Origin of the sequence: Vibrio fluvialis (assembly GCF_900460245.1) — a bacterium.
GTDB lineage: Bacteria > Pseudomonadota > Gammaproteobacteria > Enterobacterales > Vibrionaceae > Vibrio > Vibrio fluvialis.
This window is the reverse complement of sequence record NZ_UHIP01000002.1, coordinates 1547023-1571419: the sequence shown is the minus strand read 5'-3', so window position 1 is coordinate 1571419 and position 24397 is coordinate 1547023. Positions and strand designations below refer to the sequence as shown.

Here is a 24397-nt window from a genome sequence, read left to right as displayed (position 1 = left end):
GAGAGATGTGGTATGAAAAATAAAGCGTTACTGATTATCGATGTTCAGGAATCCCTTTTCGAACCTGTCCCCAAGCCTTACGCGGCTAAAGATGTGATTCGCAATATCAATACCCTGAGCAAATGGGCCCGAGAGCAAGGCTATCCCGTTATCTTCATTCAGCATGAAGAGCCGGAATACCCTGAACTCAAGTATGAGAGTGAAGGCTGGCAACTGCAGCACGATTTGAATACCGAAGAAGGTGATCTGTTCGTTCGCAAAACCACGCCGGATTCGTTCCATCACACGGATCTGCGTTCGTTGTTGGAAGAGCAGGATATCGATGAGCTGATCATTTGCGGGTATGCCTCGGATTTCTGCGTTGATACTACCACTCGTCGTGCGGCAGCATTGGGGTACGCCATCAAACTGGCAACCGATGCCCATACTACGCACGATAAACCGCATGCTTCAGCGGAACTGATTCGTCATCACCACTCTTTTGTGTTGTCACATATCTCCAGTTTTCGAGTCCCGATTAAAGCCATGACCACCACCGAAATCTGCCAATGTGCGGATTAGGTGACTCTTTCCGGTTGCGAAACTGAGAACTACAGCCTGTAAATGATTTGCTGCATCAATAAGTTGTTTACAGGCGGCTTGGTAAACCGATATGGTATGAGTTTCTTAACAAGGCAAATCAATTGCCGCAGTTCCACCATTTTCAGGATAAAACAATGAAAAAGATCCTTACTGCGATCCTTTCCGCTTTAGTGCTTTGCTCTGCTTCGGCTTATGCCCGTGATGATATTGGTAATTACTCGATTAAAGATGCGTTAAGCCAAGAAGCCGCCAAGGCTAAATTGGGCGACGACATTCGCTTTTTCTTTGGTGATCAAAAACACCCAAAAGTGGTGAAAGCGATGGGTGAGTTTAAAACCAACAAAAAAACCAACTCGTTCAACAAAACGGATGAAGAAGCGTGCCAGTGGGTATTTCTTTCTGCGATGTTGGCTCTGAAAGATCGCGCCGTTAAGGAAGGCGGAAACGCGGTGATCAATATCAAATCGAACTACAAAAACAACCTGACTTCGAATAAAGAGACATTCCAATGCGGCGCTGGTGCGGTAATCGCGGGTGTTGCGCTGACGGGTGAAGTCGTTAAGCTTTAATGGATCGTTTGATGTTTAAAGAGCCCGAAATCGGGCTCTTTTTGTCTGAAGGGAATAAGTATTGAAACTAGTCTCTCCTCATCTCAATTATCAGCGTGCATTTGCGAATTTTTATCAGGATTTTGTTACCCATGATCCTGACAATGCCGCTTATTACGAGCCCAGCCAGCATGATTTCGGACAATATGTGCTGCAACTTAATGATCAAGCTCGGGGCATTGGTTTACCACCGGGCTATGTGCCTTGCAACCATTTCTGGCTGGTGGATGATGAAGAGCGAGTGATTGGCGCCATCCGTATCAGGCACCATATTGAGAATGACTTTTTGCGTCTGGAATGTGGTCATATCGGTTACGACGTTGCGCCATCACATCGTAGAAAAGGGGCCGGGTGCCAGATGCTGTCTCTCGCTCTGCAACACGCACACGATTTAGGCATTGAACGTGCACTGCTGGTCGCGGACTCGAACAACTGGGCGTCGAGAGGGGTAATCGAACGCAATGGTGGCGTGTTTGAAAGCCTGATCTGGGGAGATGTATTTGGGTGTGAACTGGCGCGTTACTGGATTGAAACGGACCGCTCGGTGAGCTGATCCCTTAACTAAGGAGAGCGGAATATGGAATATTTGTGGGCGACGATTCTGTTTGCGATCTCCTCATCGGTTACGCCCGGCCCCAATAACATTATGGTGATGACGTCGGGGCTTAACTTTGGCGTAAAGAAGAGTTTGCCTCTGCTGACCGGGATTTGTGTCGGATTTACGGTGATGTTGCTGTTGGTCGGGCTTGGATTTGGCCAGCTGTTTGATCTCTTTCCCATGTTGCACCTGCTCATTAAATGCATCGGTACGGCCTATTTACTTTATCTTGCCTGGTTGATTGCCCGCTCATCGGATGCCATTCAGACGGCGGCACAAACTCAACCGTTTGGTTTTATGAAAGGGGCGCTTTTTCAGTGGGTGAATGCCAAAGCCTGGGTGGTGGCAACCGGAGCGATTGCGGCTTTCACCACGGTAGGAGCAAACTTTGTCACTCAGAATCTGACCATCGCGGCGACCTTTTTTGTTGTCTCTTTTCCTTGTGTCGGCGTATGGCTGATGTTTGGGTCGTTACTCAAAAAATGGCTTCAGTCTCCAAAGCAACGACAATGGTTTAACTGGGTGATGGCGGCCTTATTAGTGGTATCGGTCATTCCTGTCGTACGAGAAATTGTGTATCAACTGAACGTGTGAAACTCCAACCGAGAGGTGCAACATGCATGCAATTGGCGAAAATATCTGGATTGTAGATGGAGAGGCGGTGCCTTTCTTTACTTTGCCTTATACCACTCGAATGGCTGTGGTCAGGCAAGCTAACTATAAACTCTGGATTCATAGTCCGATTCGTTTGACACCTGAACTGCAACAAGAGATTGATGCGTTGGGGGAGGTGGAATACTTGATCGCGCCCAATCATCTGCACCATCTGTTCGTCCATGACTGGCAACAAGCCTATCCTAATGCTCGTACCTACGGTACACAGCAGGTCATCGATAAACGGCCGGATCTCCGCTTTGATGGCGTGTTGAATGCAGAGTTCGTTAGCCCTTGGCATGAAGAGATCGCTTATCTGCTCTTTACCGGTTCTAAGGTGATGCAGGAGGCGGTCTTTTTTCATCGCGCTAGTGCGACGCTGATTGTGACTGACCTGATTGAAAACTTCTCACCCAAAGCGTTTGGCGGCTGGAAAATGTCCCTAGCCAAAGCAGCCGGTGTGGTGGCACCTCACGGAAAAATGCCACTGGATTGGCGTCTCAGCTTTATCTTCCATAAACGTGAGGCGAAGCAGCATCTCGATACCATGTTGACCTGGCAACCCCATCAAATCGTGATGGCGCACGGTGAACGCATTACCGAAAACGGCACCGCATTTTTGCGACGCTCATTTAGCTGGTTGCAATAAAGCGGTAAACGGTGTTGAAGAAGGAGGAGCAACATGCAAAACAAACTCAGCCCGGAGATGCAGACTCTGTTGAATGCACTGGAACAGCAGGGAATCAACAATGACGCTCAGCAGCAGGATAGAAATTTCAAGTACCTTAACATCACCCGTGATACCGGAGAGTTTCTCTATTGGTTAGTCAAAAGCTGTCAGGTTGAACGCATACTGGAACTGGGTACATCAAATGGCTATTCGACGCTATGGTTCGCGGCTGCACTGCCTGAAGACGGGCAAATCTTTACGATCGAGCGCAGCGAACATAAAGTGGCAGAGGCCATGGCCAACTTTAAGCGGGTTGGGGTTGAACATTCGATCGATATATTAGTCGGCGATGTGCTTGAACAGATACACCATGCACCCCAAGAGATTGATTTGGTGTTTATGGATACTCAGCGCAGTGTATATCCTCAATTGATTGAACCTGTGTTAGCGCGCTTAAAACCTGGTGGCGTGATTGTGGTCGACAACGCCATTTCGCACGCAAACGAGATACAAACTTTTGTCGACTACTTTGAGCGGCGTGACGAATTTACCACCAGTCTTCTCACGGTCGGCAAAGGGGAATACCTGATCTATAAGTCCGTGTGACGCATCAGACAATAAAATCAAAAATCCAATTAACTACGTGAAACAAACGGACTAATGACAATGAAGATCGCAATTCTGGATGACTATCAGGATGTAGTACGCGGGTTGAAAGTCTTTCAACTGTTGGATGGCTATGACGTGACGGTGTTTAACCACACGTTTGAGACGGACGAAGCGTTGGCGCTTGCTTTAGCGCCTTTTGATGCCTTGGTGCTGATCCGCGAGCGCACCGTGATCACCGAATCATTGCTGGCCCGCTGTCCCAACCTGAAGCTCATCAGCCAAACGGGTAAAGTCAGTAATCATATTGATGTCGATCTGTGTCATCGCTATGACGTTGAGATCGCAGAGGGGATTGGCTCACCGACTGCTCCTGCAGAGTTGTGTTGGGCACTGATTATGTCCGCCTCTCGCCATATTCCGCAGTATATAACGCAGTTTCAACAAGGGTATTGGCAGCAAAATGACGGACTAGGGCTAGGGCGAGTGCTCGCCGGACAAACTCTCGGTATCTGGGGTTATGGCAAAATTGGCCAGAAAATCGCGCAGTATGCCAAGGTGTTTGGTATGCCAGTGTTAGTGTGGGGCAGTGAGGCATCACGCCAACTTGCTGATGAGCACGGTTTCAGCGCTGCGGAAAGTCAGGCCGAATTCTTCGCCAGCGCAGATATTATCTCGTTGCACCTGAGACTGAATGAGGCCACGCGCGGCATTGTGACGTATCAGGATCTTGCCGCGATGAAATCGGATGCGTTGTTTGTGAACACGAGTCGAGCAGAGCTGGTGGAACCTAATGCGTTGTATCGTGCAATGACAGAATTCCCAACCCGCCTTGCAGCGGTTGATGTGTATGAGCAAGAACCTTGTGAAGCAGGCACGCAGCCGTTACTAAACCTTACCAATGTGCTGTGCACGCCGCATCTGGGCTACGTCGAGCGGCAAAGCTACGAGCTCTATTTCAAGCATGCCTTTGACAACGTTGTCGCGTTTGCCAAAGGGCAACCAACTAATCTGGTTGCGCGCAAATAATTAAGCCAACAAACGTGGCAGCAAACTCAAAATGGGCCGGGCGGCATTCATGTCGCCGTTGACCTGCGCTGTCACGATGGCTCCTTCTTTCAGCACACACAACGTGTCCAGCAACTCTGCCTGCTGGGCTTGTCCGTCGGTCAGGCATTGACGCACTAAGTCGCGGACTTTGGCTTTGTGCGCTCGACAGTACTCGGCCAACTGCGGATTATCTTCCCGATACTCAACGGCGGTGTTGATAAAAAAGCAGCCGCGAAACGGATTCAGTTCTGGTACGTCGTTGTGAAACCAGCGATCCAGTGCGGTAAATAATCCTTGCATGGCCTCTAAGCCTGGATGAAAGGATTTAACTTCTCCGCGTAACCAATCAAGAAAGATGGCATCACGATATTGCAATGCTGCCAGCACCAAATCTTCTTTGCTGCTGAAGTGGTGATAGAGCGTTTTCTTAGCAATGCCCGATTGTTTGAGCACCTCGTTAATCCCAATTGCCCGAATACCATATTGATAAAACAGCAGCAGTGCGGTTTGGATCAACTGCTCGCGCTTGTCACTCATACGTTTCTCCTGTGTCGATAAAATTGATGTTGACATAGGTAGACAGACTTGTCTATTTTAAATTAGTAGACAGATTGGTCTACTAATGAGGAGAAACAGAATGAATCATTTGAAGTCCGCTTTGCTCGCCGGATTCGCGGCAACCTGTGCGATTGGTTTACTTTCTTACGCAGATGCCTGGAGCAGTGCGGGGCTATGGTTAATGGCGCCATTTGGGGCAACAGCAGTTTTGGTTTTTGGTGTGCCGGACAGTCCCTTGGCGCAACCAAAGAACGTGATTTTCGGTCACCTGATTACTGCGTCAGTGGGGCTTGCATTTGTGCATTGGCTGCCCGTGGAGCCATGGAGCTTGGCGATTGCCACAGGGCTTGCGATCAGTTTGATGTTAGTGACCAAAACTACGCATCCGCCGGCAGGCGCTAATCCGTTACTGATCATGTTAACCGGGCAAAGTTGGTTATTTCTGGTAACACCGGTTTTGATTGGTGCGTTGGTGATTGTATTGTGTGGCCAGCTAAATCAGCTCTGGAGCAGAAAGTGGCTGTCTGCTCGTCAAAGCAGAGCTTGAACAACATCAGCCACCTGCGTTAATCAAGCAGGTGGCTGACACTTTGATCAGTTGTAGGCGCCAGCAGAGTAGTGAAGTTCGTAGCTGTGGCTATAAAGCTCAAGAATGTTACCGAATGGGTCTTCCATGTAAATCATGCGATAAGGCTTTTCACCCGGGTAATAGAATCGTGGTGCGGCCATGCGTTTTTTACCGCCAGCGGCGACGATTTTTTCAGCAAGCGCTTCAATGTCTGGATCTTGCACCGCAAAGTGGAAGATACCTGTTTTCCAGTATTCGAAGTTGTCTTCCGGGTTTTGTTGGTTCTTGAATTCAAACAGCTCAATACCAATCCGATCGCCAGTTGACAGATGAGCGATACGAAAACGTTCCCAGCCTGAGCCAAACACGTCGGTACACATTTCGCCGATCGCTGAATCATCTTCAATAATTTCAGTAGGCTGCATAATGACGTACCAGCCCAGCACTTCAGTATAAAATTTTACGGCGGCATCCAGATCGGGCACTGAGATGCCAATGTGAGAGAAAACGCGTGGATAAGTATTAGACATAATGACCTCGTTTGTTTTGATTTGTGTTTTGGAACAGGCACAGATTAATCAAAACGTAGATGCGATAAAAATTATCATATATTCTTATTTTGATAATTTATTATTATGGTTAAGCTATGTTGAATCCGAACTGGTTGGCAACCTTCAAAACTCTGATTGAAACGGGTCACTTTACCCAGACCGCCGAGAAGCTGTTTATGACCCAGCCAGGGGTGAGTCAGCATGTCAGGAAACTTGAAGAAGCGTGTGGTCATACCCTGATTAAGCGCATCAATAAAACATTTGAGATCACTGAGCAGGGCAAAATGATGTATGACTACGCCTGCCAACAAGAACAAAATGAACGTAACCTACTGATTAAACTCGGTGAGGATGATCCTTTTTCTGGCCGCTATAAGTTGGCGTGTTCGGGAGCGATGGCGTTGACGTTATATCCGCAGCTTTTGGATATTCAGCATCAACATCCTGGGTTATCGATTGAAGTGGAAGCAGCGCCTAATCTGCGCATCATGCGTCAAATCGAGGATGGAGACGCGGATGTGGGCATTGTGACTTACGTGCCTAATCAAAGCATGTTGCAAGTAGAAGAAATCGGGCAGGAGCCGTTGTTTATTGTGGTGCCCAAAGGGTATGAGCAGCGCTGCCATCGACCAGAAACGCTGTTGGAACTGGGATTAGTCAGTCACCCTGATGCGGAGCATTACTTGTCACTTTACTTGTCACGCTGTGGTGATGAAGCGCTTCGCAATCTGGATACCGCCCGTCTCAAAGTGAAAAGTTATGTTAATCAAATCAATCAGATACTGATACCTGTTGCGAAAGGGTTGGGGTTTACTTTGTTACCGAAGTCGGCGATCAGTAGCTTTGTTGATCAGAGCAACATTGCAGTATGGCAGAGCGAAACCCAAGTGTATGAAACCTTATATCTGATACACAAACGTCACCGCGTATTACCTCAGCGCATGGCGTATCTTAATCAGGCATTAAAAACGATGCTATCCCCCTGTTTACGCGCAGTGACCTGAGTGTGTCGATGCAATTGATCTTGGGTAGAGGTAGAATGGCACGACGCTGCTATCTGTTCGTTCTCTGCCCGTTTTTCTTAGCCTTTTTGTGCAGATGGCTGCGCATTGAGAGCGTTTAGGACTCAGGTGACGGCTTTCATTGTATTCAGCACAACAATTTCAACTCTCATCATCTTATGAGCGGCGACCTTGATGGTTGTCCTTGTGGTATTAAAAGAGCGAAACATGTTCGAACGAGCTTCTATCACTAATCTGGCGCAAATTCTGGCAATTGCGGCAGTCGGTTCTCTGGCTGCACAGATTGTTACCTTGCCGCTGACCGGGCTGTTTTTGTCGGCATTTGCGGTGATCCTTCTGCGTAAGCGCTTTCACCATGCGTTGCGTATCCCTAAAACGTTACTGATGTTTATTCAGGTCGTGCTGGGTATCAGCGTTGGCGCGACGATATCAATCGCTGAATTGGCGCATACCATCAGTGTGCCCGTGATTGTTGGCTTGGTGATTTGCTTGATGTTGCAAACGGGATGCAGCTTCTGGTGGCTGCATAAACGTGAAGGCTGGAATCCGTTCGAATCGTTATTGGCAGCAGTGCCGGGCGCGATGGCCGCGATACTGGTGATCAGTGAATCAGAAAGCAAGCCGTCACCGAAAGTCGTTTATGCCCACTCAGTGCGCTTAATCATCCTGATTATTCTGGCTGGTATTGTCTCCAGTAATGCTGCGGAAGTGGTGAAAGAGAGTATCACGCTGGATCTAGAGCAGTGGAGTGTGCTGGCTGGAATCGTCGCCATCAGTATGGTGAGCGGCAAGCTATCGGTACGATTCGGTATCCCGGCGCCTTACATGATCGCTTCGTTAGTCATTGCCGCTGCGTGTAACGGGATTATGGCGCCAGTTTCCATTGCGGTGCCCGTATGGTTGGTGCTCTTTTCCACCTCTTTATTGGGCGTATTGATTGGTGCCAGATTGGCCGAGACTACACTGCGTGAAGCCGTTTCCTATTCAAAAGCGGGGGTGATGGTCACCATCATTGGGATGTCGGTTGCGATTGTAACTTCCTATATCGCCTCTCTTTTACTCGGAATGCCTTGGATGGTCATGCTGCTGTCTTGGGTTCCGGGCAGTGTCGAAGCGATGACCGCGGTAGCCCTGCTGCTGGGTTTAGAACCCGCGTTTGTGATGGTTAACCACGCTATTCGCTTGCTGTTGCTTTATACGTTGCCCGCATTGTTGAAAAACAAGCTGGAAGCGCTGCGTCACAGTGAAAGCTGAGAGAAAAGCAAAAGCCACCCGAAGGTGGCTTTTTTAATCAAGGCTTGAACAGAGCGAAAGTTAAATCACGGCTTTGAGGGCAGGCTCAACGTGTGAGGAGTGACACTTTGCAAGGTATTGAGCAACCTGTTCAATCGTGGCACTGTCGTGATCGATACCCAATTTGCTGCGACGCCAGAAAATATCATCCACTTTGTAGGCATATTCGTTTTCAATCAGGTAGTCCACTTCACGTTGGAACAGCGTATCGCTGAACTGGGTACCCAGATCTTCAATGGATGCGACATCGGCCAGCAGTTTTCGGGTACGGCTGCCGTAACAAGTTAGCCAGCGATCCAGCGTGGCATCGTTGACGAACGGGTACTGACGTTTCAGTTCGTTACGGATGTTACCGTACACATAATCTTCGCCGCCTGGCAGTGTAGATTCGTTGGTCCAGTTTGTTTTCATGTTCGGGAAGAATGGCGACAAATGCTTCATCGCGGACTCAGCCAGTTTACGGTATGTGGTCAGTTTACCGCCAAAGATAGACAGTAGTGGTGCTTCTTCACCTTGTTGATCCAACGACAGCGTGTAGTCACGCGTGATCGCTTGTGGTGAGTTGGATTCATCATCACACAAAGGACGCACACCGCTGAATTCAGATACGATGTCTGATGTGCTGATTTCGCGTACAAAGTGTTTATTGACGATATCGACCAGATACTGGCGCTCCTCCTGCGAAATTGCCACTTTGCGCGGGTCGCCTTTGTATTCCACGTCAGTGGTACCGATCATCGAGTATTTACCCAGGTACGGAATCACGAATACGATACGCTGGTCTTCATTCTGCAGAATGTACGCCTGTTCTTCGTTATGAATCTTCGGCACGATAATGTGTGAGCCTTTGATCAGGCGAATGCCGTAAGGGGAGCGAACATGGATGCTTTCGTCCAAAAACTGCTTAACCCAAGGCCCCGTTGCGTTAACCAGAGCGTGACTCTTACGCACGAAACGTTGTTGTGTACGCTCATCAAACAGTGTCACTGTCCAGATATCGCCGTCGCGGCTTGCGTGTTCGACGCGGCAGTAGTTCATCACTTCTGAACCCAGCTCTTGAGCTTGAATCGCGTTCAGAATCACCAAACGAGCGTCATCGACCCAGCAATCTGAATATTCAAAGCCAATTTTCATTTCCGGTTTCATTACTTCGCCTGCCTTTAGCGCGACTTTCTTACTCGCTGGCAAAGAAGTACGTTTACCCAAGTTGTCGTACAGGAACAGACCAATACGAATCATCCAGGCTGGACGCAGGAACGGGCGATGCGGCAAACGAAAACGCATCGGCTTTACAATGTGAGGCGCTTTTTTCAACAGAACTTCACGCTCGGCAAGTGCTTCACTCACTAAACGAAACTCATAATGCTCAAGATAGCGCAGACCACCATGGATAAGCTTAGAGCTGGCAGAAGAGGTTGCGCCGGCAAAATCCTGCGCTTCATACATACCCACTTTCAGTCCACGACCCGCAGCGTCGGCTGCGATACCTGCGCCATTGATACCACCACCAACAATGATGATGTCGAGCACTTCATTTTCAGTAAAACGTGTTGAGCTTAAGTTCTGTTTCATTTTATTGGCCTTGATTTTCGTTTTTGTATCTTAATGCTCGTATGAAAACACTAAACCGCACAAAAGCGGAGTTTTCCCTGAAGCAATTTTGATCTTGATCATAATAAATGAGCGTTCGAGCGTCAAGGCGTGCTTTTATTGTGCAAAAAGTCCAAAATGGAGCGCAATTTTGCACTCGAAAGGTGACAACTTGATGAATAGGGAGTGAGAAGGAACAAAAACGCAGGCAGGGAATGGTATGTATCCAACAACAAAAAAGCCCGTCACCAAAGGCAACGGGCTTTCATTCATCGGAAATGTTGATTACTTCTGAAACACTTCTTTGAAATCACGCTTAAGAATCGCATCACGACGCGCTTTCTTAATTTGCTTAACCATGTCTTTCACACAGCTGTGCAGTACCTGATCCAGCAGCTGAGCACGGTATTCTTCTTTATCTTGCTCAGTCATCTCTTTTGGAAGATTCAGGGTTGGGAACTCTTCCATCACGTTTAGGCCAGCAAATGCTTGGCTTACTGAAATCAGCGCGTGGAACTGTTCAAAGTTGTCCAGTACGTTTTGTGCGCTAGCTGGCAGGCTATCCCAAGCTTCACGGACCGCTTCTTCAGAGACTTCGTGAATAGAGGTGACCATCAGGAACATCTCTTCGGGTACCTGATCGAATTCAAGCACCTGGCGTAGTTCTGGAGAAATGGCTTCTAAGTCCACTTTCGGAGCTTCAGTTTGTGTAGTTTCTGACATGAAAAAGTTTCCATTAATGAAAAAGGCAATGCTAAAAACTTCCGCTGAAAAGTCAATACAACAGGCCAAATAAAGCAGTGAAAGCGTGAGAAAGTTATGCTATAGGTAAGCATATGATTGTATTGCAAAGAGGTGTCGATGTTAGGTTCCGGCTCATCCATGAGGATATTACTGGTTGATGACATTCAACTGGAGCGGATGCAACTCGCGATTCGCCTCAAGCAATTAGGCCATTCTGTCGAGGTCGCGTCGAGTGGACGGGATGCATTGGATATTTATCCGCGTTTTGAACCTGAACTGATCCTGCTCGATGTTTCGATGCCAGATATGGACGGTTTTGAAGTCTCTCAGGAAATTCGTCGTCGTTATGATGAGGAGTGGATTCCCATCATTTTTCTCAGTAGCCACGATGAACCTTCGATGATCGCCCGCGCGATTGAATCAGGTGGCGATGACTATCTGATTAAACCCGTTGATAAAATGGTGCTCAACTCTAAGTTGCTGGCGATGCAACGCATTGCCAACATGCGTCGAGAACTGAAGCGCACCAGTGCGAAGCTCGAAGAACTCAATCGTATTTTGCAGCATCAGGCCAACGAAGATGGCCTGACTCAGGTCTTTAACCGCCGCTTTATGGATGAAAAACTGCGCGAAATGATTTCGTGGCATGGTCGTCACGAAATGTCCTTGAGCGTCATTCTGTTTGACGTCGATCACTTCAAACCCTTCAACGATAATTACGGCCACATCGAAGGGGACCGCTGCCTGCACACTATTGCGCAAGCGGCGAATAAACTGTTTTGTCGTAGTGGTGAATTTGTTGGTCGCTACGGTGGCGAAGAGTTCCTGATTCTGCTGACAAATACCGATGTTGAAGGCGCCCGCGCAGCGGCGGAGCGCATTCAAGATTCAATCGAACACATTCATTATCCGCATGCATTCAGTGCGATTGCGGATCACGTAACCATATCGCAAGGTGTGGTGACGGTAACACCAGATGGCCATGAAACGCTGGCGCAGGTGTATGAAAAAGCCGACAGCGCACTCTATCAGGCTAAAACGAATGGCCGCAATTGCTACGTTATTTCAGAAAGCAGTTTTGCTTAAAGCTTCAGGCTTTGAGTGCTAATGCAGCGCCAAACGACACTAATCCCACTCCACATGCTTTGTTGATCAGCGGTTTGATGCGTTGCAACTTTTGTTGCAGCGCGGCTGATGTCATCAACGTCGCCACCAATGCAAACCACAGTCCGTGCAGAATAATCATGTAAGCGCCATAAGTCAGCGCATACACAGACGATGAATCGTCAGCAGAAATCACTTGGCTGAAAATGCTGAGGAAAAAAAGCATGGTTTTCGGATTGAGAACATTGCACAAAAAGCCCTGAGCGAAATAACGATAGCCGGGTAAATGGCAGTCCTGCTCTGCGGTGATGACCGTATTGGTGTTTGCCGAGAATATGCCTTTGATTCCCAAGTAAACCAGGTAGACGGCACCTGAATATTTGATGAGATTAAAAAGTGTCTCATTGTGTGAAATTAGGTAACTGATTCCAAGCAGTGAATAACCAATGTGAACGGTAATCGCAAGGCTGATGCCCAGAGCGCTGAACATGCCTGCACGGCGACCATGTGATAGGCTGTTCTTCAATACTAAGACGAAGTCAGCACCTGGGCTGATAACAATAAGCAGACCCACAATAGCGAGTGTGAAAATATCCATCACAAATTTCCTTTGAGTTGAAGTGATGCGCCGATTGTATGTCGTGCTTGGGCTATCTATAATCGAAAAAAATGACTTTAATAGGTGAGTAAAATTCACAAATGAGGCATCTCAAGGCTTTTCACGTTTTTCATGTGGCAGCGCAAAGCGCGAGCTTTACTCAGGCGGCAGATACCCTGCACATTACTCACGGAGCCGTGAGTAAACAGATCAAAACTTTAGAAACCTATTTGGGTGTCCCCTTGTTTATCAAGCAGGGGCGTCATGTCGTGCTCACGCAAGAGGGCATGGAACTCAGAGCATTTACCAGCCAGGCATTCAGCTCTTTAGAGAAGGGTGTGGAACAGTTGCGCACAACACGTTTGCCGCATTTGGAAGTGTCTTGTGAACCGACTTTAACCATGCGCTGGCTGATGCCGCGTATGAGCCAATTCCATCAGCAAACGAGTGGCGATGTCAGGCTTTCGACCGCTGGCGGACCTGTGAATCTCGGTTCTCAAGGATATCATTTAGCGATTCGTCGCGATGATTTTGAGCTGACTCAGCCTTATCAGAAACAAACGCTGGTAGCCGAGTGGGTGGGGCCAGTGATGTCACCACAATATTGGCAAAGCGTTCAAACAAAACAGCAGGCGATGACTTTATTGCATAGTCAGACCCGCCCCTTAGCTTGGCAAGAGTGGTTAGAAGAGCGATCTTGTGAGTTTACCGACGCCGCAGAGCAAACCTTCGAACACTTCTACTTTTGTTTGCAAGCCGCACAAGATGGACTGGGCGCCGCCATCGGTTCCTATCCGTTGGTGATGGATGAAATTGAACGCGGCCGGTTAGTTGCACCGTTTGGTTTTCGCCTCTCTGGACACGACTATGTGTTGCTGCGTCAGCAGCGCGATGAAACGGCATTGGAACGGCAGTTTATCGAATGGCTCAAACAGACGATGGCGTTATCGGTGCCAAGGGAAAACGTTTAAAATAAGTTCGGATGCGCCGCTGACAAGTAATCAGAATGGTTGTATGAATAATCAATCGACGATAAACAATGTTGCCCCATGTTTGGTCGATGAACGATGAGCTTCCGCCTGATCAGCAACTTGATAACTCATTCCCGGCTTGAGGACATAAATACGTCCATCGTCGAGTTCGGTTGTGAGTTCTCCTGACAGACAAAGCAGAATATGTCCTTTCGCACACCAGTGATCGGCAAGATAGTTATTCAGAATACTCGACCATACGAACCCGAATAGGGCCAAAGTGTTTGGTGCGCCAATAGGCAATGCCCGTTTCGCCTAAATGCTCTGTTGCTTCAATGTCATTCCAATCAGTCACCCCGAATGGAATATTTTTTATATCCATATTATTTTCCCGCTCCGTGTTTGCTGGGCATGGGCCAACGAAAGTAGGGGCGCTGGCCATCCATTCGCTCAATGTCAGCGCCCAATCGTGTATAAAACTCATGCGCTTTTTGGTTGTGCGGGCTGGCGGTCCATGCAATGTGAGACGCCAGCGATGCCTGAGCTTCGCGCTTCAACGCCTGCATGAGTGCATGACCATATCCATGAGAGCGATGTTGCCCAAGGATCAACAGGTCATCAAGCCAAATCGATGGCTGGCCGCTAAACGAAGAATAGCGATAGTGATACAGCGCAAAACCCACTACCTCGCTCTCACGTTCTATCAATAAGACATGAGCAAACGGATAGTCGCCAAATAGCGTGCGTTCTATTTTCGCTATGCTGGTTGAGATTTTACCGTCAAATCCTTTCATACTGCGGTCGAATTCCGCTTTTTGCTCAATGAGTTTGAATATTTTGCCTGAGTCTTCTTTGGACGCTTTCCTGATTGTCACTCTGTTCTCCATTACGGCAATAGTTGCGAAATAACGCTTTGTTAAGCGGTGTGTTGAGCTGTCTAAATGTTGCCGAGAATTACCTTTAAAAGCCGTTCGTCTTGAACTGATCGTTAGGATGTTGAATCGCGCCATGCTTGATACCATTTACCCGTCAATACGAATCGGGGAAAAGTATAAAACTGTTCAAGCAAGATACGAACGACGGCATTTCTGAACCCTGTAAATGGCACTGCCGGATTGACTTCTTGACGGTGTCCTAAACCTTGTAGACCAAACGATAAGGCCATGATGACCAAAGAACTCGCCGCAGAAACGAGTTCCAATCCAAGTAGTGAGCGGGTGAAAGAGATAAAGCTGATGATAAACATCGGCACAAATACGATGTGAATGATCAGATTTTTCCGAGACTGATGGAACGACGCGTAACCGCTCCATTGCCATTCAATCATGTCGTTCAGTTTCATGTTCTATCCTTGAATCTTAATGATGCGTTAAAGTGAGATTAAAATCGAGCTTAGCAAAACTGACAAGTATTATGTCATTGTTCTGAACGATATTACTCTGCGAACTTTCCGAAGTTATCTGGTACCAGATATGATGATTATTGACACGATGAAGCTGAGCTACTAATCCTTAAGTTGGTCATTTTTCCAATAAAATCAGTTAGCTAAGTATAGAAATAATATGTCAGTAAAACATGCTCCTACAGGTGTAGTTCACCGTGGGGATAAAGGCGAAAAACTGGGTGTGGAACAGATACGAAGAAAAATGCCCATCATTGGGTTAATTCACATGAAAAGATCACGTGTGATAAAAATGGCTGTAAAAACTAGCGTATCAACAAACTAAAATAAGGGCACTAAGTTGTCCTTTCTTATCAGAATAACATCCGTTACGCGCGCCCTAATCTAATCGATTTTGAACATATCACTCACATTAATAAATAGTTTGTATGAAGCATTTCATAGGGCAGGTTGTTTTGAGTACAAAACAGCCAGCACGAGGTGCTGGCTGTTTATTAACAAGAAAACGCGACAACGTTAGGCTTTGGCAAACAGGTAGGTACGGTAACCACCGAGCAAGTTGCGTGCTTTAAAGCCGTTGTTGACGAGTTGGCGATAAGCGACGTTGCCGCGCAAACCGACCTGACAGTAGATGATGATTTCTTTGTCTTTTGGCAGTTCGTTCATGCGCTGACGCAGTTGGTCAACCGGAATGTTGATGGCGCCTGGCAGATAACCGACATTTTGCAGTTCGCCCGGATTACGCACATCGAGCAACACTTGTTCATCGGTGAGGCTGTCGATTTCATCAAAGTGAATCGCTTTTGCATCACCTTTCATGATGTTGGTGGCGACAAATGCTGCTTGGTTGATCACGTCTTTTGCACTGCCGTAAGGCGGCGCGTAAGTCAGCTCAAGATGTTGCAGCTGCTCAACAGTCATACCAGCACGCTGCGCAACCGCCATGACGTCGATGCGTTTGTCGATGCCATCTTTACCCACGGCCTGAGCGCCGAAAATCTTGCCTGATTTCGGGTCGAACAGCATTTTGAATGACACAATTTCAGCACCAGGATAGTAGCTTGCGTGGCTCGCAGTATGAACGTAGACTTTTTCGTATTCGATACCCGCACGCTTGAGTTGCTTCTCGTTTTTACCTGTTGAAGCAACAGCCAAGTCGAAGATCTTACAGATCGCGGTACCTTGAGTGCCTTGATAGGTTTCGCTGCGACCAAGCATGTTGTCTGCGGCCATACGACCTTGACGGTTGGCAGGGCCAGCCAGTGGCACTAAGGTCGATTGACCCGTCACAAAGTCTTTTTCTTCAATTGCGTCGCCAACGGCATAAATGTTTGGATCGCTGGTTTGCATGTGTTCGTTGGTATAAATACCCCCCAGCTCGCCAATTTGCAGGCCTGCTTCAGCGGCGAGTTTGGTTTCTGGGCGCACACCAATCGCCATGATCAGAATATCGGTGGTCAGTGTTTCTCCATTGCTCAATGTCAGGTCGAGCTCACCGTTCATGTGTTGATGTTCGATATTTTCACCGGAATCAATGCTTGGCATTGAGGTGGCTGGTTTGAACTCTACCGCTTGCAGCGCTACACCCAGACGCAAGTCGATGCCTTTCGCGCGAATTTCTGCGTGGGCAAAACCAGCCATTTCGCGGTCAACCGGTGTCATCACCTGATCGGCCATTTCAATCAATGTGGTTTTGATACCCAATTGGTGGAACGCTTCCATCATTTCCAAACCGATAAAACCACCGCCGATGACCGTTGCGTGATCAGGCTGGTTCATCTGAATGGTTTCCAGAATACGGTCCATATCCGGAATGTTACGCAGAGAGTGGGTGAGTGGGTTATCCAAACCCGGGATCGGCGGCACGATAGGGCCGGCTCCTGGGCTCAGCAACAGAAAGTCGTAGCTTTCTTCGTACTCGGATTGATCGAACAGGTTACGTACGGTGATGGTTTTATCTGCACGATTAATACGAACCACTTCATTCATGACTCGCACGTCAACATTAAAACGAGCCAGAAAACTTTCTGGGGTTTGCAGCAGTAGATTCGCGCGTTCTTTAATGTCACCACCGATGTGATAAGGCAAGCCACAGTTGGCAAACGAAACGAAGGGACCACGTTCAAACATGATAATTTGTGCATCTTCGCTTAAACGACGCGCACGCGCAGCCGCGGAGGCACCACCGGCGACACCACCGATAATCACAATCTTAGTCATAAATTACTCCAAATATTTTCTAGCCCAACTGACATTACAAACATAGTGTGGACTTATTATTTAAACCCAAGTTTTTTCAAAAAGTAGGCCGCTGGACAAATCCCTGTAAACGCACTTTGGATAAGGTTCACCCCGACAAACACGGTGAGCCAGATAAAGTTCGGGTGAACATAAAACGTCAAAATCAAAGAAAGCAGTACCATGCTGCCCGCGATTACTCGTACGCCATTATCAATCGTCATGTGAATACCCTCCGTTGGATGATGGATTTACTATAGTTATATAAATTAGAAAAGTCTAATGTTAATTTGTCTAAATTTTAAAAATCTAAATAAGGTTTGACTAATTTATGTTTATTAGTATCATCTAAACAACAAGTTCACTAAGGGGATAATGATGGAAGCCGTCAATATTGATCAAATGAAGTCCAATGCGGTGGAAGTGTCTGAGCTATTGAAAATCATGGCTCACCCTGAACGTTTGATGGTGCTGTGCCAACTCACCAAAGGTGAAGTGGGGGTCGGGCAGTTGCAGCAGAGTTCGTCACTCAGTCAATCGGCATTTTCTCAGCATTTAACGGTGCTTAGAAAGCACGAGCTGATCAAAGCGCGGAAAGAATCACAACAAGTGTTCTATTCACTCGCCGATTCGCGGGTTGCGCAACTGATTCAAAGCCTTCAAACCGTATTCTGTGGCTAAGTATTTTAAATTCAGAGAGATAATAAGAGGACACTATGACGTTTACCATGCCTTGGGAATCCCTGCTAGGAGGCGTGCTATTGGGTATTTCAGCGACAGTGATGTTGCTCATGAACGGAAAAATCGCGGGTATCAGCGGTATTCTAACCGGACTGTTGACGCCCAAGTCGCGTGATTTTGCGTGGCGCTTGTTGTTTGCGGTCGGCATGGTGTCCGGCGGCGTTTTAGGTGTATTGGCATTTGGCAGCCACATTCCGACGGAATTTAACGCCAGTTCTCTGCTATTGGCTGTTGCGGGTCTGTTGGTTGGTATTGGCACCCGTTTAGGAAATGGCTGTACGAGTGGCCATGGCATCTGTGGCATTGGCCGTTTGTCTAAGCGTTCGATAGTCGCGACGTGTGTCTTTATGGTTGTTGCCGCGGTTACAGTCTTTGTACGTCTGCACCTTGTTTAAAAACGTCAGTAGTAGGTCATCACAATGAATAATGTTTTGTTTCGATTAACGTCTCTGTTTGCTGGGCTGTTGTTTGGTTTGGGTATGGTGATTTCAGGCATGGCAGATCCTGCGAAAGTGTTGGGCTTTCTTGATGTCGCCGGTGATTGGGATCCGAGTTTAATGTTTGTCATGGGCGGCGCATTGATGGTGTTTATGCCGGCTTATTTCTTCCTGATCAAACCGAAAAGTAAACCTGTTAATGCCGAAAAGTTTTGTCTGGCGACCAATCAGTCTCTGGATTCACGTCTGATAAGTGGGGCGGCGATTTTCGGTATTGGTTGGGGGTTAGCTGGTATCTGCCCGGGACCGGCCTTATCAAGCCTTGCGCTGGGTAATCCGGGAGTTTGGATCTTTTTCGCATCAATGATGGTTGGCTTAGGTACGACCAACTTATTGATCTGCGTTAAAAATAACCGAGAGAGTCAAACACAGACCGCTTAACATCACTATGCTTTAAGCAGCTGAATGTCCAAGGAGATTGGCACGATGAAATGGTTAACTTTGAGTATCATGGCAGCACTGAGCCAATCGGGTCTGGCGCATGCCGAAACAGTAAACAATGTCTTTACCGTCAAATCGGAGCCAATGCCGCAGGTGATTCAGCTGGATGGGGTCGTGGAGCCTGTTAATCAGGGCACGGTGGCCGCACAAACCTCCGGTCGGGTGATTGGTGTGTTTGTTGATGTGAATGATCACGTTACGCAAGGTCAGGTCTTGCTGGAAATCAGTGATGTTCAGCAATCGGCATCGTTAGACGCCGCGCAGGCGCAACTGGCAAGTGCGCTGGCACAAAACCGCGAAGCGCAGGCTCAGGTCAACCGCTATCGCCAGTTGTTTCCCAAAGGCGCGATCTCGCGCGATCAAATGGATTCCGCCGAAGCGCGCGCGCGCAGCGCAGCAGCGTCGGTGAAATCGGCCCAGGCAGCGGTCGCGCAGGCTAAAGAGTCGCTCGGCTACACCAACATTACGGCGCCGTATGCCGGCGTGGTGACGCAGCGCCATGTTGAACTGGGCGAAACGGTGGCGCCGGGAACGCCGCTGATCAGCGGTTTTTCACTGGAAAAACTCAGAGTTGAAACCGACATTCCCCAGCGTTATCAGGATAAAGTGAAACGGGAGGCGCAGTTCCATGTTCTCGCGCCATCCGGTGACGCGGTGATGCCGACCGATTACAGCCTGTTCAGTTATGCCGACCCCCAATCCCACAATTTCAAAATTCGCTTATCGTTGCCGGACAACACGCCGCTGTTGGTACCAGGTATGTGGGTCAAAACCGATTTTCAATACAGCAGCCGGGACGTACTGTTGGTGCCGAGCTCCGCGGTCATTCGCCGCGCGGAACTGAGCGCTGTTTATCGCATCGTCAACGATGCGCGAATGCTGAATCCGATTCGCCTTGGTCAAACATACGGAGACTACGTTGAAGTTCTGTCGGGCTTAGAACCCGGGGATGTAATCGCAACCACGGTATTAGCAGCAGAAGGGCAATGATATGGACAAACGACTCGGTATTTCGGGTCGCATCGCTGCGGCCTTTCAAAATTCGGCCATGACGCCTTTGTTGGCGTTGGTTGGCCTGCTCATGGGATTGTTTGCGGTTATCATCACGCCAAAAGAGGAAGAACCTCAAATCGATGTGACGTTCGCCGATGTCTATATTCCGTTTCCCGGAGCAACACCTGCAGAAGTGGAGAGTCTGGTTACAACTCCAGCAGAGCAAATCGTCTCTGAAATTCAGGGTATCGATAAAATCTATTCCTTTTCCCAGCCCGATGGCGCCATGATCGTCGCCATCTTTAAGGTTGGCGTATCGCGCAATGATGCGGTGGTGCGCATCTATAACAAGCTCTATTCCAACAAAGACTGGATGCCGCAAGGTGTGGGCGTCGGGGAACCCATTATCAAGCCAAAAGGCATTGAAGATGTCCCGATCGTAAATATCACGTTGTCTGACCAATCTGGTCACTATGACCAGCAACAGCTCACTCAGGTCGCGCATGGGTTGGAAACGGAACTCAAGCGTATTAAAGGCACGCGCGACATCTACACCGTGGGCGGGCACAACACCATTGTCGATGTGCGTCTGGATCCTGCGAAAATGAACAGTTTTGGTATCACTATCGATCAGCTCAATCAGAGTATTCCGTCTGCGAATGCTCGTTCAACGGTGTTGGAACTGACCAGTGATAATCAGACCTTGCCGCTGCAAATCGGTCAGTTTTTGACGCATGTTGAGGATGTCAAACAGTTGGTGGTTGGCGTGCACAATGGTCTGCCTGTTTACTTGGAAGATATCGCGGCCGTTGGGCTGGGCGTAAACACCGCAACCCAGAATGTCTGGACCAGTGATAAGAACGGGATCTATCCGGCCGTAACTCTGGCGATTGCTAAGAAGAGTGGTGAAAACGCGGTAGACGTCGCCAAAGCGGTGGAAACTCGTGTGGTTGAGCTGCAAAACCAGCTGATTCCGCATGGCATCAAGGTTGAAATCACCCGTGATTACGGTAAAACCGCCGCAGACAAAAGTAACACCTTGATTGGTAAGCTGGCATTTGCCACCACCGCTGTCGTGATTCTGGTCTTGCTGACTATGGGGTGGCGCGAAGCGATTGTGGTGGGGCTGGCAGTGATCGTGACGTTGATGAACACCCTGTTTGCTTCATGGGCCTGGGGCTTTACCCTCAACCGCGTGTCGCTGTTCGCATTGATCTTTTCCATCGGGATATTGGTTGATGATGCGATCGTGGTGGTGGAGAACATTCACCGTCATATGTCGATGGGTAAACGCAAACTGGCGGAGTTGATTCCGCCTGCAGTTGATGAAGTGGGTGGCCCGACCATTCTGGCAACGCTAACGGTGATCGCCGCTCTGTTGCCGATGGCGTTTGTCAGCGGCTTAATGGGGCCGTATATGAGCCCGATTCCGATCAACGCGTCGATGGGGATGCTCATTTCTCTGGCGGTGGCTTTTGTGGTGTCTCCATGGCTCGCCGGACATCTGTTGAAACCCGCCCAACACGACAGCGAAGGGAAAGCCGCGAATTCCGTATTCCATCGCATTATGACGCCGTTTGTCACCGCCAAACACCAAACTCGTAACCGCTTTATGCTGCTGCTTGCTGTATTGGCACTGATCGCAGGTTCGGTCTCGTTGCCTGTGTTCGAAGCCGTAGTGCTGAAAATGCTGCCGTTTGATAACAAGTCAGAGTTTCAGGTGGTGTTGGATATGCCGGAAGGTACATCACTTGAGCATACTCAGCGCGTGCTGTTTGATATGGGACAGGAACTGAATAAAGTGCCTGAAGTGACTGGCTACCAGATTTATGCAGGTACGGCGGCGCCGATCAACTTCAACGGACTGGTTCGCCACTACTTTATGCGCGAACAAGCCAATCAGGGTGACATTCAAGTCAATTTGGTTGGACGTAAGGAGCGTGACCGCGACAGCCATGAGATTGCCAGTTCGATTCGCCCCGTGCTGAACAAAGTTGCTTTGAAGTTTGGCGGTAAGGTGAAAGTGGTCGAAGTCCCGCCGGGCCCGCCTGTATGGTCACCAATTCTGGCGGAAGTGTATGGTCCGACACCGGAAATTCGCCATCAGGCGGCGCGCCAGGTGCGTCAAATCTTCCGTGAGACTCAGGATATTGTCGATGTCGATATGTATCTGCCGGAATCGCATCAGAAGTGGCAGGTGAATATCGACCGCAGCAAAGCGGCGCGCCTGGCTGTCCCTTACTCAGCCATTGTGGACGCGTTAGCGACGGCTGTGGGTGGTAAGCCTGTCACCTATCTGCACAGTGAACACAATAAGTACCCGATTCCGGTGCAGATCCAGGCGAGTGAAACAGCGAAAGTGCGTCTTGAACAAGTGCTGAACATGAATGTATCCAGCCAGAGCGGACAGGCTTATGCGCTGTCAGAACTGGTCAGTGTCAAACAGACCCGAATGGAAGATTACATCGTGCACAAAAACATGGTGCCGATGGTGATGGTGGTGGGCGATATGACGGGTGACATTGATAGCCCGCTGTACGGCATGTTCACTATTGGTTCTACGCTTGATCAGCAGATGAATCTGGAACAGTACTATATTCATCAACCGGATGGTCTGAGCGGCGTGGCGGTATTATGGGATGGGGAATGGACCATTACCTACGAAACATTCCGTGACATGGGGATTGCCTATGCGGTAGGTATGATTTTGATCTATCTGCTCGTCGTCGCACAGTTTAAATCCTATTTGGTACCGCTCATCATCATGGCGCCGATTCCGCTCACCATTATTGGTGTGATGCCCGGTCATGCCATGCTTGGCGCGCAGTTCACCGCGACATCGATGATCGGCATGATTGCTTTGGCCGGCATCATTGTGCGTAACTCGATTCTGCTGGTGGATTTCATTAATCAACAGGTCGAGCAGGGTGTGGCGTTTTCAGAAGCTGTGATTCAATCCGCGGCGGTGCGGGCAAAACCCATCATGTTGACCGCTCTGGCGGCGATGATTGGCGCGATGTTCATTCTGGACGATCCGATCTTCAACGGTTTGGCTATCAGTCTGATTTTCGGGATTTTTGTTTCGACAATATTAACCTTGTTGGTTATTCCCGTCCTATACTATGTGGTGATGAAAAAACGCTTTGAACTTCAGCAATGAAGCATAAGCGATAACGATAGATTTGAGTAACTTGTGTCTTGCCCCGCCAGAGATGGCGGGGCTTTTTTATGCCTACCAGCTCACTTGACTGCTCAGCGGGCAATGATCGCTCAGTTGGTAGCTCAGTACCTGTTGGCTATCAAAGTTAACCTGCCGGGCTTCGTCCGCTTTGAGGTTAGGGCTGATGATGACGTGATCAATCAACGAACGGAACTGATGCAACTTATTGGCTTGCTGGCGGGAGCGCACTTTGCAGGTCGCTTGGGTTTGCCGGCTGGCAAGTGTCGGCTCAGCTTTCGTGCCCTGCGTCATGGTTTGCCACAACCAGTCACCACGATACGCAAGGTTGTGATTGAAGTCGCCCATGATCAGATACGCTTCCTGCTTCGACTCGCGTTGCTTTATCCAAGCATTCAGCGCTTTACCTTGCTTAAGTAGTGTCTGGCAGCTCGACTGGTTTGATTGAAACTTGCCGGAGCAACCCGCTTTTAAATGTACCGACAACGTATGCAGCGCGTTTGGTGTATCCGGATAGAGCACGATATAAGCCGCAAACCGCAGCTTGTGATTACGTTTGTCGTACAAGTCGATGTCCGGTGGATCGCGAAACGGAATTCCGTTTCGTACGGCAAATCCGGTGTATTGGTTTATGTCACCGAACTGGTGCCCGGCATGATTCGGCTGCGAGCGATCAGACAGCACGACGTGATAGCCTGGCCCCACCACATTTTCCACTGCGTCGATGCTATCCACTTCCTGAAAAGCCAGAACATCACTATTGAGCTTCGCAAAGTGCTGCCTGAGCGCGGTGAAGTCCTGCTCGGAGCGTTTACCTTTATCTTTCGGTGCAGACGGATTCAGCGTCAGCCATTCGATATTCCAACTGCTCACGGTCAGGGTATTGGCCGATACCCATGGAGAAAGTGTGAGCAGTATGACTGACGTTAAAATCGCGGTGATTTTATTTCGTTTCATCGCATTTCTTCTTATTGATTCGGTTCAGAGCACGTGCTGTCAGTGTTCCACAAAAAGCAATTATTTTTATCACAAAATAAAGTGTTTCTAGGGTTTCTTTCAGCTTTGAGATCTCAAGCTATAAGATCGATTTGTTCTTGTCCATAGGCCCTGATCGCTTGATCTAAATCAATACTTTTTCCT

29 protein-coding genes are annotated in these 24397 nt (G+C 48.6%); 17 read left to right on the top strand and 12 right to left on the bottom strand.

The window, feature by feature from the left end; all coding sequences use genetic code 11:
• Positions 1-12: 12 nt before the first annotated feature.
• From DYA43_RS22235 to DYA43_RS22205, 7 genes are all read left to right on the top strand, one after another.
• Positions 13-561: a cysteine hydrolase family protein gene (locus DYA43_RS22235; RefSeq protein ID WP_020328431.1), complete on the top strand. Its 549-nt coding sequence runs from the start codon at positions 13-15 to the stop codon at positions 559-561.
• Between the two features lie 155 nt (positions 562-716).
• Positions 717-1151 carry a hypothetical protein gene (locus DYA43_RS22230; RefSeq protein WP_061055722.1) on the top strand — a complete coding sequence of 145 codons (435 nt, stop codon included), beginning with the start codon at positions 717-719 and terminating at the stop codon, positions 1149-1151.
• A 61-nt stretch (positions 1152-1212) separates the two neighbouring features.
• Positions 1213-1743, top strand: a complete 531-nt coding sequence (locus tag DYA43_RS22225) for a GNAT family N-acetyltransferase (RefSeq protein ID WP_061055721.1) — start codon at positions 1213-1215, stop codon at positions 1741-1743.
• Between the two features lie 24 nt (positions 1744-1767).
• Complete coding sequence (locus DYA43_RS22220; protein ID WP_020328434.1) at positions 1768-2382, top strand: LysE family translocator; 615 nt, start codon at positions 1768-1770, stop codon at positions 2380-2382.
• 22 nt (positions 2383-2404) lie between these two features.
• Positions 2405-3091 carry a DUF4336 domain-containing protein gene (locus DYA43_RS22215; protein WP_061055720.1) on the top strand — a complete coding sequence of 229 codons (687 nt, stop codon included), beginning with the start codon at positions 2405-2407 and terminating at the stop codon, positions 3089-3091.
• Between the two features lie 33 nt (positions 3092-3124).
• Complete coding sequence (locus DYA43_RS22210) at positions 3125-3718, top strand: O-methyltransferase (RefSeq protein ID WP_061055719.1); 594 nt, start codon at positions 3125-3127, stop codon at positions 3716-3718.
• Between the two features lie 60 nt (positions 3719-3778).
• Positions 3779-4747 carry a D-2-hydroxyacid dehydrogenase family protein gene (locus tag DYA43_RS22205; protein ID WP_061055718.1) on the top strand — a complete coding sequence of 323 codons (969 nt, stop codon included), beginning with the start codon at positions 3779-3781 and terminating at the stop codon, positions 4745-4747.
• On the opposite strand, the gene DYA43_RS22200 is transcribed toward DYA43_RS22205, so the two are convergent.
• Complete coding sequence (locus DYA43_RS22200; RefSeq protein WP_061055717.1) at positions 4748-5305, bottom strand: TetR/AcrR family transcriptional regulator; 558 nt, start codon at positions 5303-5305, stop codon at positions 4748-4750.
• Between the two features lie 100 nt (positions 5306-5405).
• Here DYA43_RS22200 and DYA43_RS22195 point away from each other — a divergent pair, with 100 nt between their 5' ends.
• Positions 5406-5873, top strand: a complete 468-nt coding sequence (locus tag DYA43_RS22195; RefSeq protein ID WP_061055716.1) for an HPP family protein — start codon at positions 5406-5408, stop codon at positions 5871-5873.
• 47 nt (positions 5874-5920) lie between these two features.
• Here the strand turns inward: DYA43_RS22195 and DYA43_RS22190 are convergent, their stop codons facing one another.
• Positions 5921-6424, bottom strand: coding sequence for a lactoylglutathione lyase family protein (locus DYA43_RS22190; RefSeq protein ID WP_020328440.1), 504 nt, complete (start codon positions 6422-6424; stop codon positions 5921-5923).
• A gap of 116 nt (positions 6425-6540) precedes the next feature.
• Between DYA43_RS22190 and DYA43_RS22185 the strand changes: the two genes are divergently transcribed.
• Both DYA43_RS22185 and DYA43_RS22180 read left to right on the top strand, forming a co-directional pair.
• Positions 6541-7449 carry a LysR family transcriptional regulator gene (locus tag DYA43_RS22185; RefSeq protein WP_061055715.1) on the top strand — a complete coding sequence of 303 codons (909 nt, stop codon included), beginning with the start codon at positions 6541-6543 and terminating at the stop codon, positions 7447-7449.
• A gap of 225 nt (positions 7450-7674) precedes the next feature.
• A complete protein-coding gene (locus tag DYA43_RS22180) occupies positions 7675-8721 on the top strand; it encodes an AbrB family transcriptional regulator (RefSeq protein ID WP_024375183.1) in 1047 nt (348 codons plus the stop codon).
• Between the two features lie 60 nt (positions 8722-8781).
• On the opposite strand, the gene glpD is transcribed toward DYA43_RS22180, so the two are convergent.
• A complete protein-coding gene (glpD, locus tag DYA43_RS22175) occupies positions 8782-10332 on the bottom strand; it encodes a glycerol-3-phosphate dehydrogenase (RefSeq protein ID WP_020432708.1) in 1551 nt (516 codons plus the stop codon).
• A gap of 303 nt (positions 10333-10635) precedes the next feature.
• Positions 10636-11073 carry a DUF3069 domain-containing protein gene (locus DYA43_RS22170; protein ID WP_020328445.1) on the bottom strand — a complete coding sequence of 146 codons (438 nt, stop codon included), beginning with the start codon at positions 11071-11073 and terminating at the stop codon, positions 10636-10638.
• 138 nt (positions 11074-11211) lie between these two features.
• On the opposite strand from DYA43_RS22170, the gene DYA43_RS22165 reads away from it, so the two are divergent.
• Positions 11212-12180 (top strand): GGDEF domain-containing response regulator, encoded by a 969-nt coding sequence (locus DYA43_RS22165; protein WP_020328447.1) that lies wholly within the window; start codon positions 11212-11214, stop codon positions 12178-12180.
• A gap of 4 nt (positions 12181-12184) precedes the next feature.
• Here DYA43_RS22165 and DYA43_RS22160 read toward each other — a convergent pair whose 3' ends face one another.
• Positions 12185-12796 carry a LysE family translocator gene (locus tag DYA43_RS22160; RefSeq protein WP_020432704.1) on the bottom strand — a complete coding sequence of 204 codons (612 nt, stop codon included), beginning with the start codon at positions 12794-12796 and terminating at the stop codon, positions 12185-12187.
• 101 nt (positions 12797-12897) lie between these two features.
• Here DYA43_RS22160 and DYA43_RS22155 point away from each other — a divergent pair, with 101 nt between their 5' ends.
• Positions 12898-13767 (top strand): LysR family transcriptional regulator, encoded by an 870-nt coding sequence (locus DYA43_RS22155; RefSeq protein ID WP_061055714.1) that lies wholly within the window; start codon positions 12898-12900, stop codon positions 13765-13767.
• A gap of 51 nt (positions 13768-13818) precedes the next feature.
• Here DYA43_RS22155 and DYA43_RS22150 read toward each other — a convergent pair whose 3' ends face one another.
• The 6 genes from DYA43_RS22150 to DYA43_RS22130 all read right to left on the bottom strand — a co-directional run bounded on the left by DYA43_RS22150 (position 13819) and on the right by DYA43_RS22130 (position 17631).
• Entirely contained in the window at positions 13819-14046 is a 228-nt protein-coding gene (locus tag DYA43_RS22150) for a DHCW motif cupin fold protein (protein WP_225869371.1), read from the bottom strand.
• Entirely contained in the window at positions 14006-14149 is a 144-nt protein-coding gene (locus DYA43_RS23200; protein WP_225869370.1) for a hypothetical protein, read from the bottom strand. Before DYA43_RS23200 ends, DYA43_RS22150 begins: the two co-directional genes overlap by 41 nt.
• 1 nt (position 14150) lies before the next feature.
• Positions 14151-14654 (bottom strand): GNAT family N-acetyltransferase, encoded by a 504-nt coding sequence (locus tag DYA43_RS22145; protein ID WP_081094704.1) that lies wholly within the window; start codon positions 14652-14654, stop codon positions 14151-14153.
• A 101-nt stretch (positions 14655-14755) separates the two neighbouring features.
• On the bottom strand, positions 14756-15109 hold the full coding sequence (locus tag DYA43_RS22140; protein WP_061055713.1) for a hypothetical protein: 354 nt from the start codon (positions 15107-15109) through the stop codon (positions 14756-14758).
• A 576-nt stretch (positions 15110-15685) separates the two neighbouring features.
• A complete protein-coding gene (locus DYA43_RS22135; RefSeq protein WP_061055712.1) occupies positions 15686-17389 on the bottom strand; it encodes an FAD-dependent oxidoreductase in 1704 nt (567 codons plus the stop codon).
• Between the two features lie 56 nt (positions 17390-17445).
• Entirely contained in the window at positions 17446-17631 is a 186-nt protein-coding gene (locus tag DYA43_RS22130; protein WP_020328450.1) for a YgaP family membrane protein, read from the bottom strand.
• 154 nt (positions 17632-17785) lie between these two features.
• On the opposite strand from DYA43_RS22130, the gene DYA43_RS22125 reads away from it, so the two are divergent.
• The 5 genes from DYA43_RS22125 to DYA43_RS22105 are packed head-to-tail and all read left to right on the top strand — an operon-like array spanning position 17786 to position 23239.
• Complete coding sequence (locus DYA43_RS22125; protein WP_020328451.1) at positions 17786-18088, top strand: ArsR/SmtB family transcription factor; 303 nt, start codon at positions 17786-17788, stop codon at positions 18086-18088.
• A gap of 35 nt (positions 18089-18123) precedes the next feature.
• Complete coding sequence (locus DYA43_RS22120; protein ID WP_020432696.1) at positions 18124-18543, top strand: YeeE/YedE family protein; 420 nt, start codon at positions 18124-18126, stop codon at positions 18541-18543.
• Positions 18544-18567: 24 nt separating this feature from the next.
• The gene (locus DYA43_RS22115; protein WP_055453490.1) at positions 18568-19026 is read left to right on the top strand and encodes a YeeE/YedE family protein; all 459 of its coding nucleotides are present in this window, start codon (positions 18568-18570) and stop codon (positions 19024-19026) included.
• 45 nt (positions 19027-19071) lie between these two features.
• Positions 19072-20076 (top strand): efflux RND transporter periplasmic adaptor subunit, encoded by a 1005-nt coding sequence (locus DYA43_RS22110; protein ID WP_061055711.1) that lies wholly within the window; start codon positions 19072-19074, stop codon positions 20074-20076.
• 1 nt (position 20077) lies between these two features.
• Entirely contained in the window at positions 20078-23239 is a 3162-nt protein-coding gene (locus DYA43_RS22105) for an efflux RND transporter permease subunit (protein WP_061055710.1), read from the top strand.
• A gap of 72 nt (positions 23240-23311) precedes the next feature.
• Here the strand turns inward: DYA43_RS22105 and DYA43_RS22100 are convergent, their stop codons facing one another.
• Positions 23312-24214 carry an endonuclease/exonuclease/phosphatase family protein gene (locus tag DYA43_RS22100; RefSeq protein WP_172465309.1) on the bottom strand — a complete coding sequence of 301 codons (903 nt, stop codon included), beginning with the start codon at positions 24212-24214 and terminating at the stop codon, positions 23312-23314.
• Positions 24215-24397 lie beyond the last annotated feature (183 nt).

Excerpts from the sequence above, each read along its gene's own strand:
- DYA43_RS22235 (WP_020328431.1), top strand. The coding sequence starts at position 13 with ATGAAAAATAAAGCGTTACTGATTATCGATGTTCAGGAATCCCTTTTC.
- DYA43_RS22230 (WP_061055722.1), top strand. The coding sequence starts at position 717 with ATGAAAAAGATCCTTACTGCGATCCTTTCCGCTTTAGTGCTTTGCTCT.
- DYA43_RS22220 (WP_020328434.1), top strand. The coding sequence starts at position 1,768 with ATGGAATATTTGTGGGCGACGATTCTGTTTGCGATCTCCTCATCGGTT.
- DYA43_RS22215 (WP_061055720.1), top strand. The coding sequence starts at position 2,405 with ATGCATGCAATTGGCGAAAATATCTGGATTGTAGATGGAGAGGCGGTG.
- DYA43_RS22210 (WP_061055719.1), top strand. The coding sequence starts at position 3,125 with ATGCAAAACAAACTCAGCCCGGAGATGCAGACTCTGTTGAATGCACTG.
- DYA43_RS22205 (WP_061055718.1), top strand. The coding sequence starts at position 3,779 with ATGAAGATCGCAATTCTGGATGACTATCAGGATGTAGTACGCGGGTTG.
- DYA43_RS22200 (WP_061055717.1), bottom strand. The coding sequence starts at position 5,305 with ATGAGTGACAAGCGCGAGCAGTTGATCCAAACCGCACTGCTGCTGTTT.
- DYA43_RS22195 (WP_061055716.1), top strand. The coding sequence starts at position 5,406 with ATGAATCATTTGAAGTCCGCTTTGCTCGCCGGATTCGCGGCAACCTGT.
- DYA43_RS22190 (WP_020328440.1), bottom strand. The coding sequence starts at position 6,424 with ATGTCTAATACTTATCCACGCGTTTTCTCTCACATTGGCATCTCAGTG.
- DYA43_RS22185 (WP_061055715.1), top strand. The coding sequence starts at position 6,541 with ATGTTGAATCCGAACTGGTTGGCAACCTTCAAAACTCTGATTGAAACG.
- DYA43_RS22180 (WP_024375183.1), top strand. The coding sequence starts at position 7,675 with ATGTTCGAACGAGCTTCTATCACTAATCTGGCGCAAATTCTGGCAATT.
- glpD (WP_020432708.1), bottom strand. The coding sequence starts at position 10,332 with ATGAAACAGAACTTAAGCTCAACACGTTTTACTGAAAATGAAGTGCTC.
- DYA43_RS22170 (WP_020328445.1), bottom strand. The coding sequence starts at position 11,073 with ATGTCAGAAACTACACAAACTGAAGCTCCGAAAGTGGACTTAGAAGCC.
- DYA43_RS22165 (WP_020328447.1), top strand. The coding sequence starts at position 11,212 with ATGTTAGGTTCCGGCTCATCCATGAGGATATTACTGGTTGATGACATT.
- DYA43_RS22160 (WP_020432704.1), bottom strand. The coding sequence starts at position 12,796 with ATGGATATTTTCACACTCGCTATTGTGGGTCTGCTTATTGTTATCAGC.
- DYA43_RS22155 (WP_061055714.1), top strand. The coding sequence starts at position 12,898 with ATGAGGCATCTCAAGGCTTTTCACGTTTTTCATGTGGCAGCGCAAAGC.
- DYA43_RS23200 (WP_225869370.1), bottom strand. The coding sequence starts at position 14,149 with ATGGATATAAAAAATATTCCATTCGGGGTGACTGATTGGAATGACATT.
- DYA43_RS22145 (WP_081094704.1), bottom strand. The coding sequence starts at position 14,654 with ATGGAGAACAGAGTGACAATCAGGAAAGCGTCCAAAGAAGACTCAGGC.
- DYA43_RS22140 (WP_061055713.1), bottom strand. The coding sequence starts at position 15,109 with ATGAAACTGAACGACATGATTGAATGGCAATGGAGCGGTTACGCGTCG.
- DYA43_RS22135 (WP_061055712.1), bottom strand. The coding sequence starts at position 17,389 with ATGACTAAGATTGTGATTATCGGTGGTGTCGCCGGTGGTGCCTCCGCG.
- DYA43_RS22130 (WP_020328450.1), bottom strand. The coding sequence starts at position 17,631 with ATGACGATTGATAATGGCGTACGAGTAATCGCGGGCAGCATGGTACTG.
- DYA43_RS22125 (WP_020328451.1), top strand. The coding sequence starts at position 17,786 with ATGGAAGCCGTCAATATTGATCAAATGAAGTCCAATGCGGTGGAAGTG.
- DYA43_RS22120 (WP_020432696.1), top strand. The coding sequence starts at position 18,124 with ATGACGTTTACCATGCCTTGGGAATCCCTGCTAGGAGGCGTGCTATTG.
- DYA43_RS22115 (WP_055453490.1), top strand. The coding sequence starts at position 18,568 with ATGAATAATGTTTTGTTTCGATTAACGTCTCTGTTTGCTGGGCTGTTG.
- DYA43_RS22110 (WP_061055711.1), top strand. The coding sequence starts at position 19,072 with ATGAAATGGTTAACTTTGAGTATCATGGCAGCACTGAGCCAATCGGGT.
- DYA43_RS22105 (WP_061055710.1), top strand. The coding sequence starts at position 20,078 with ATGGACAAACGACTCGGTATTTCGGGTCGCATCGCTGCGGCCTTTCAA.
- DYA43_RS22100 (WP_172465309.1), bottom strand. The coding sequence starts at position 24,214 with ATGAAACGAAATAAAATCACCGCGATTTTAACGTCAGTCATACTGCTC.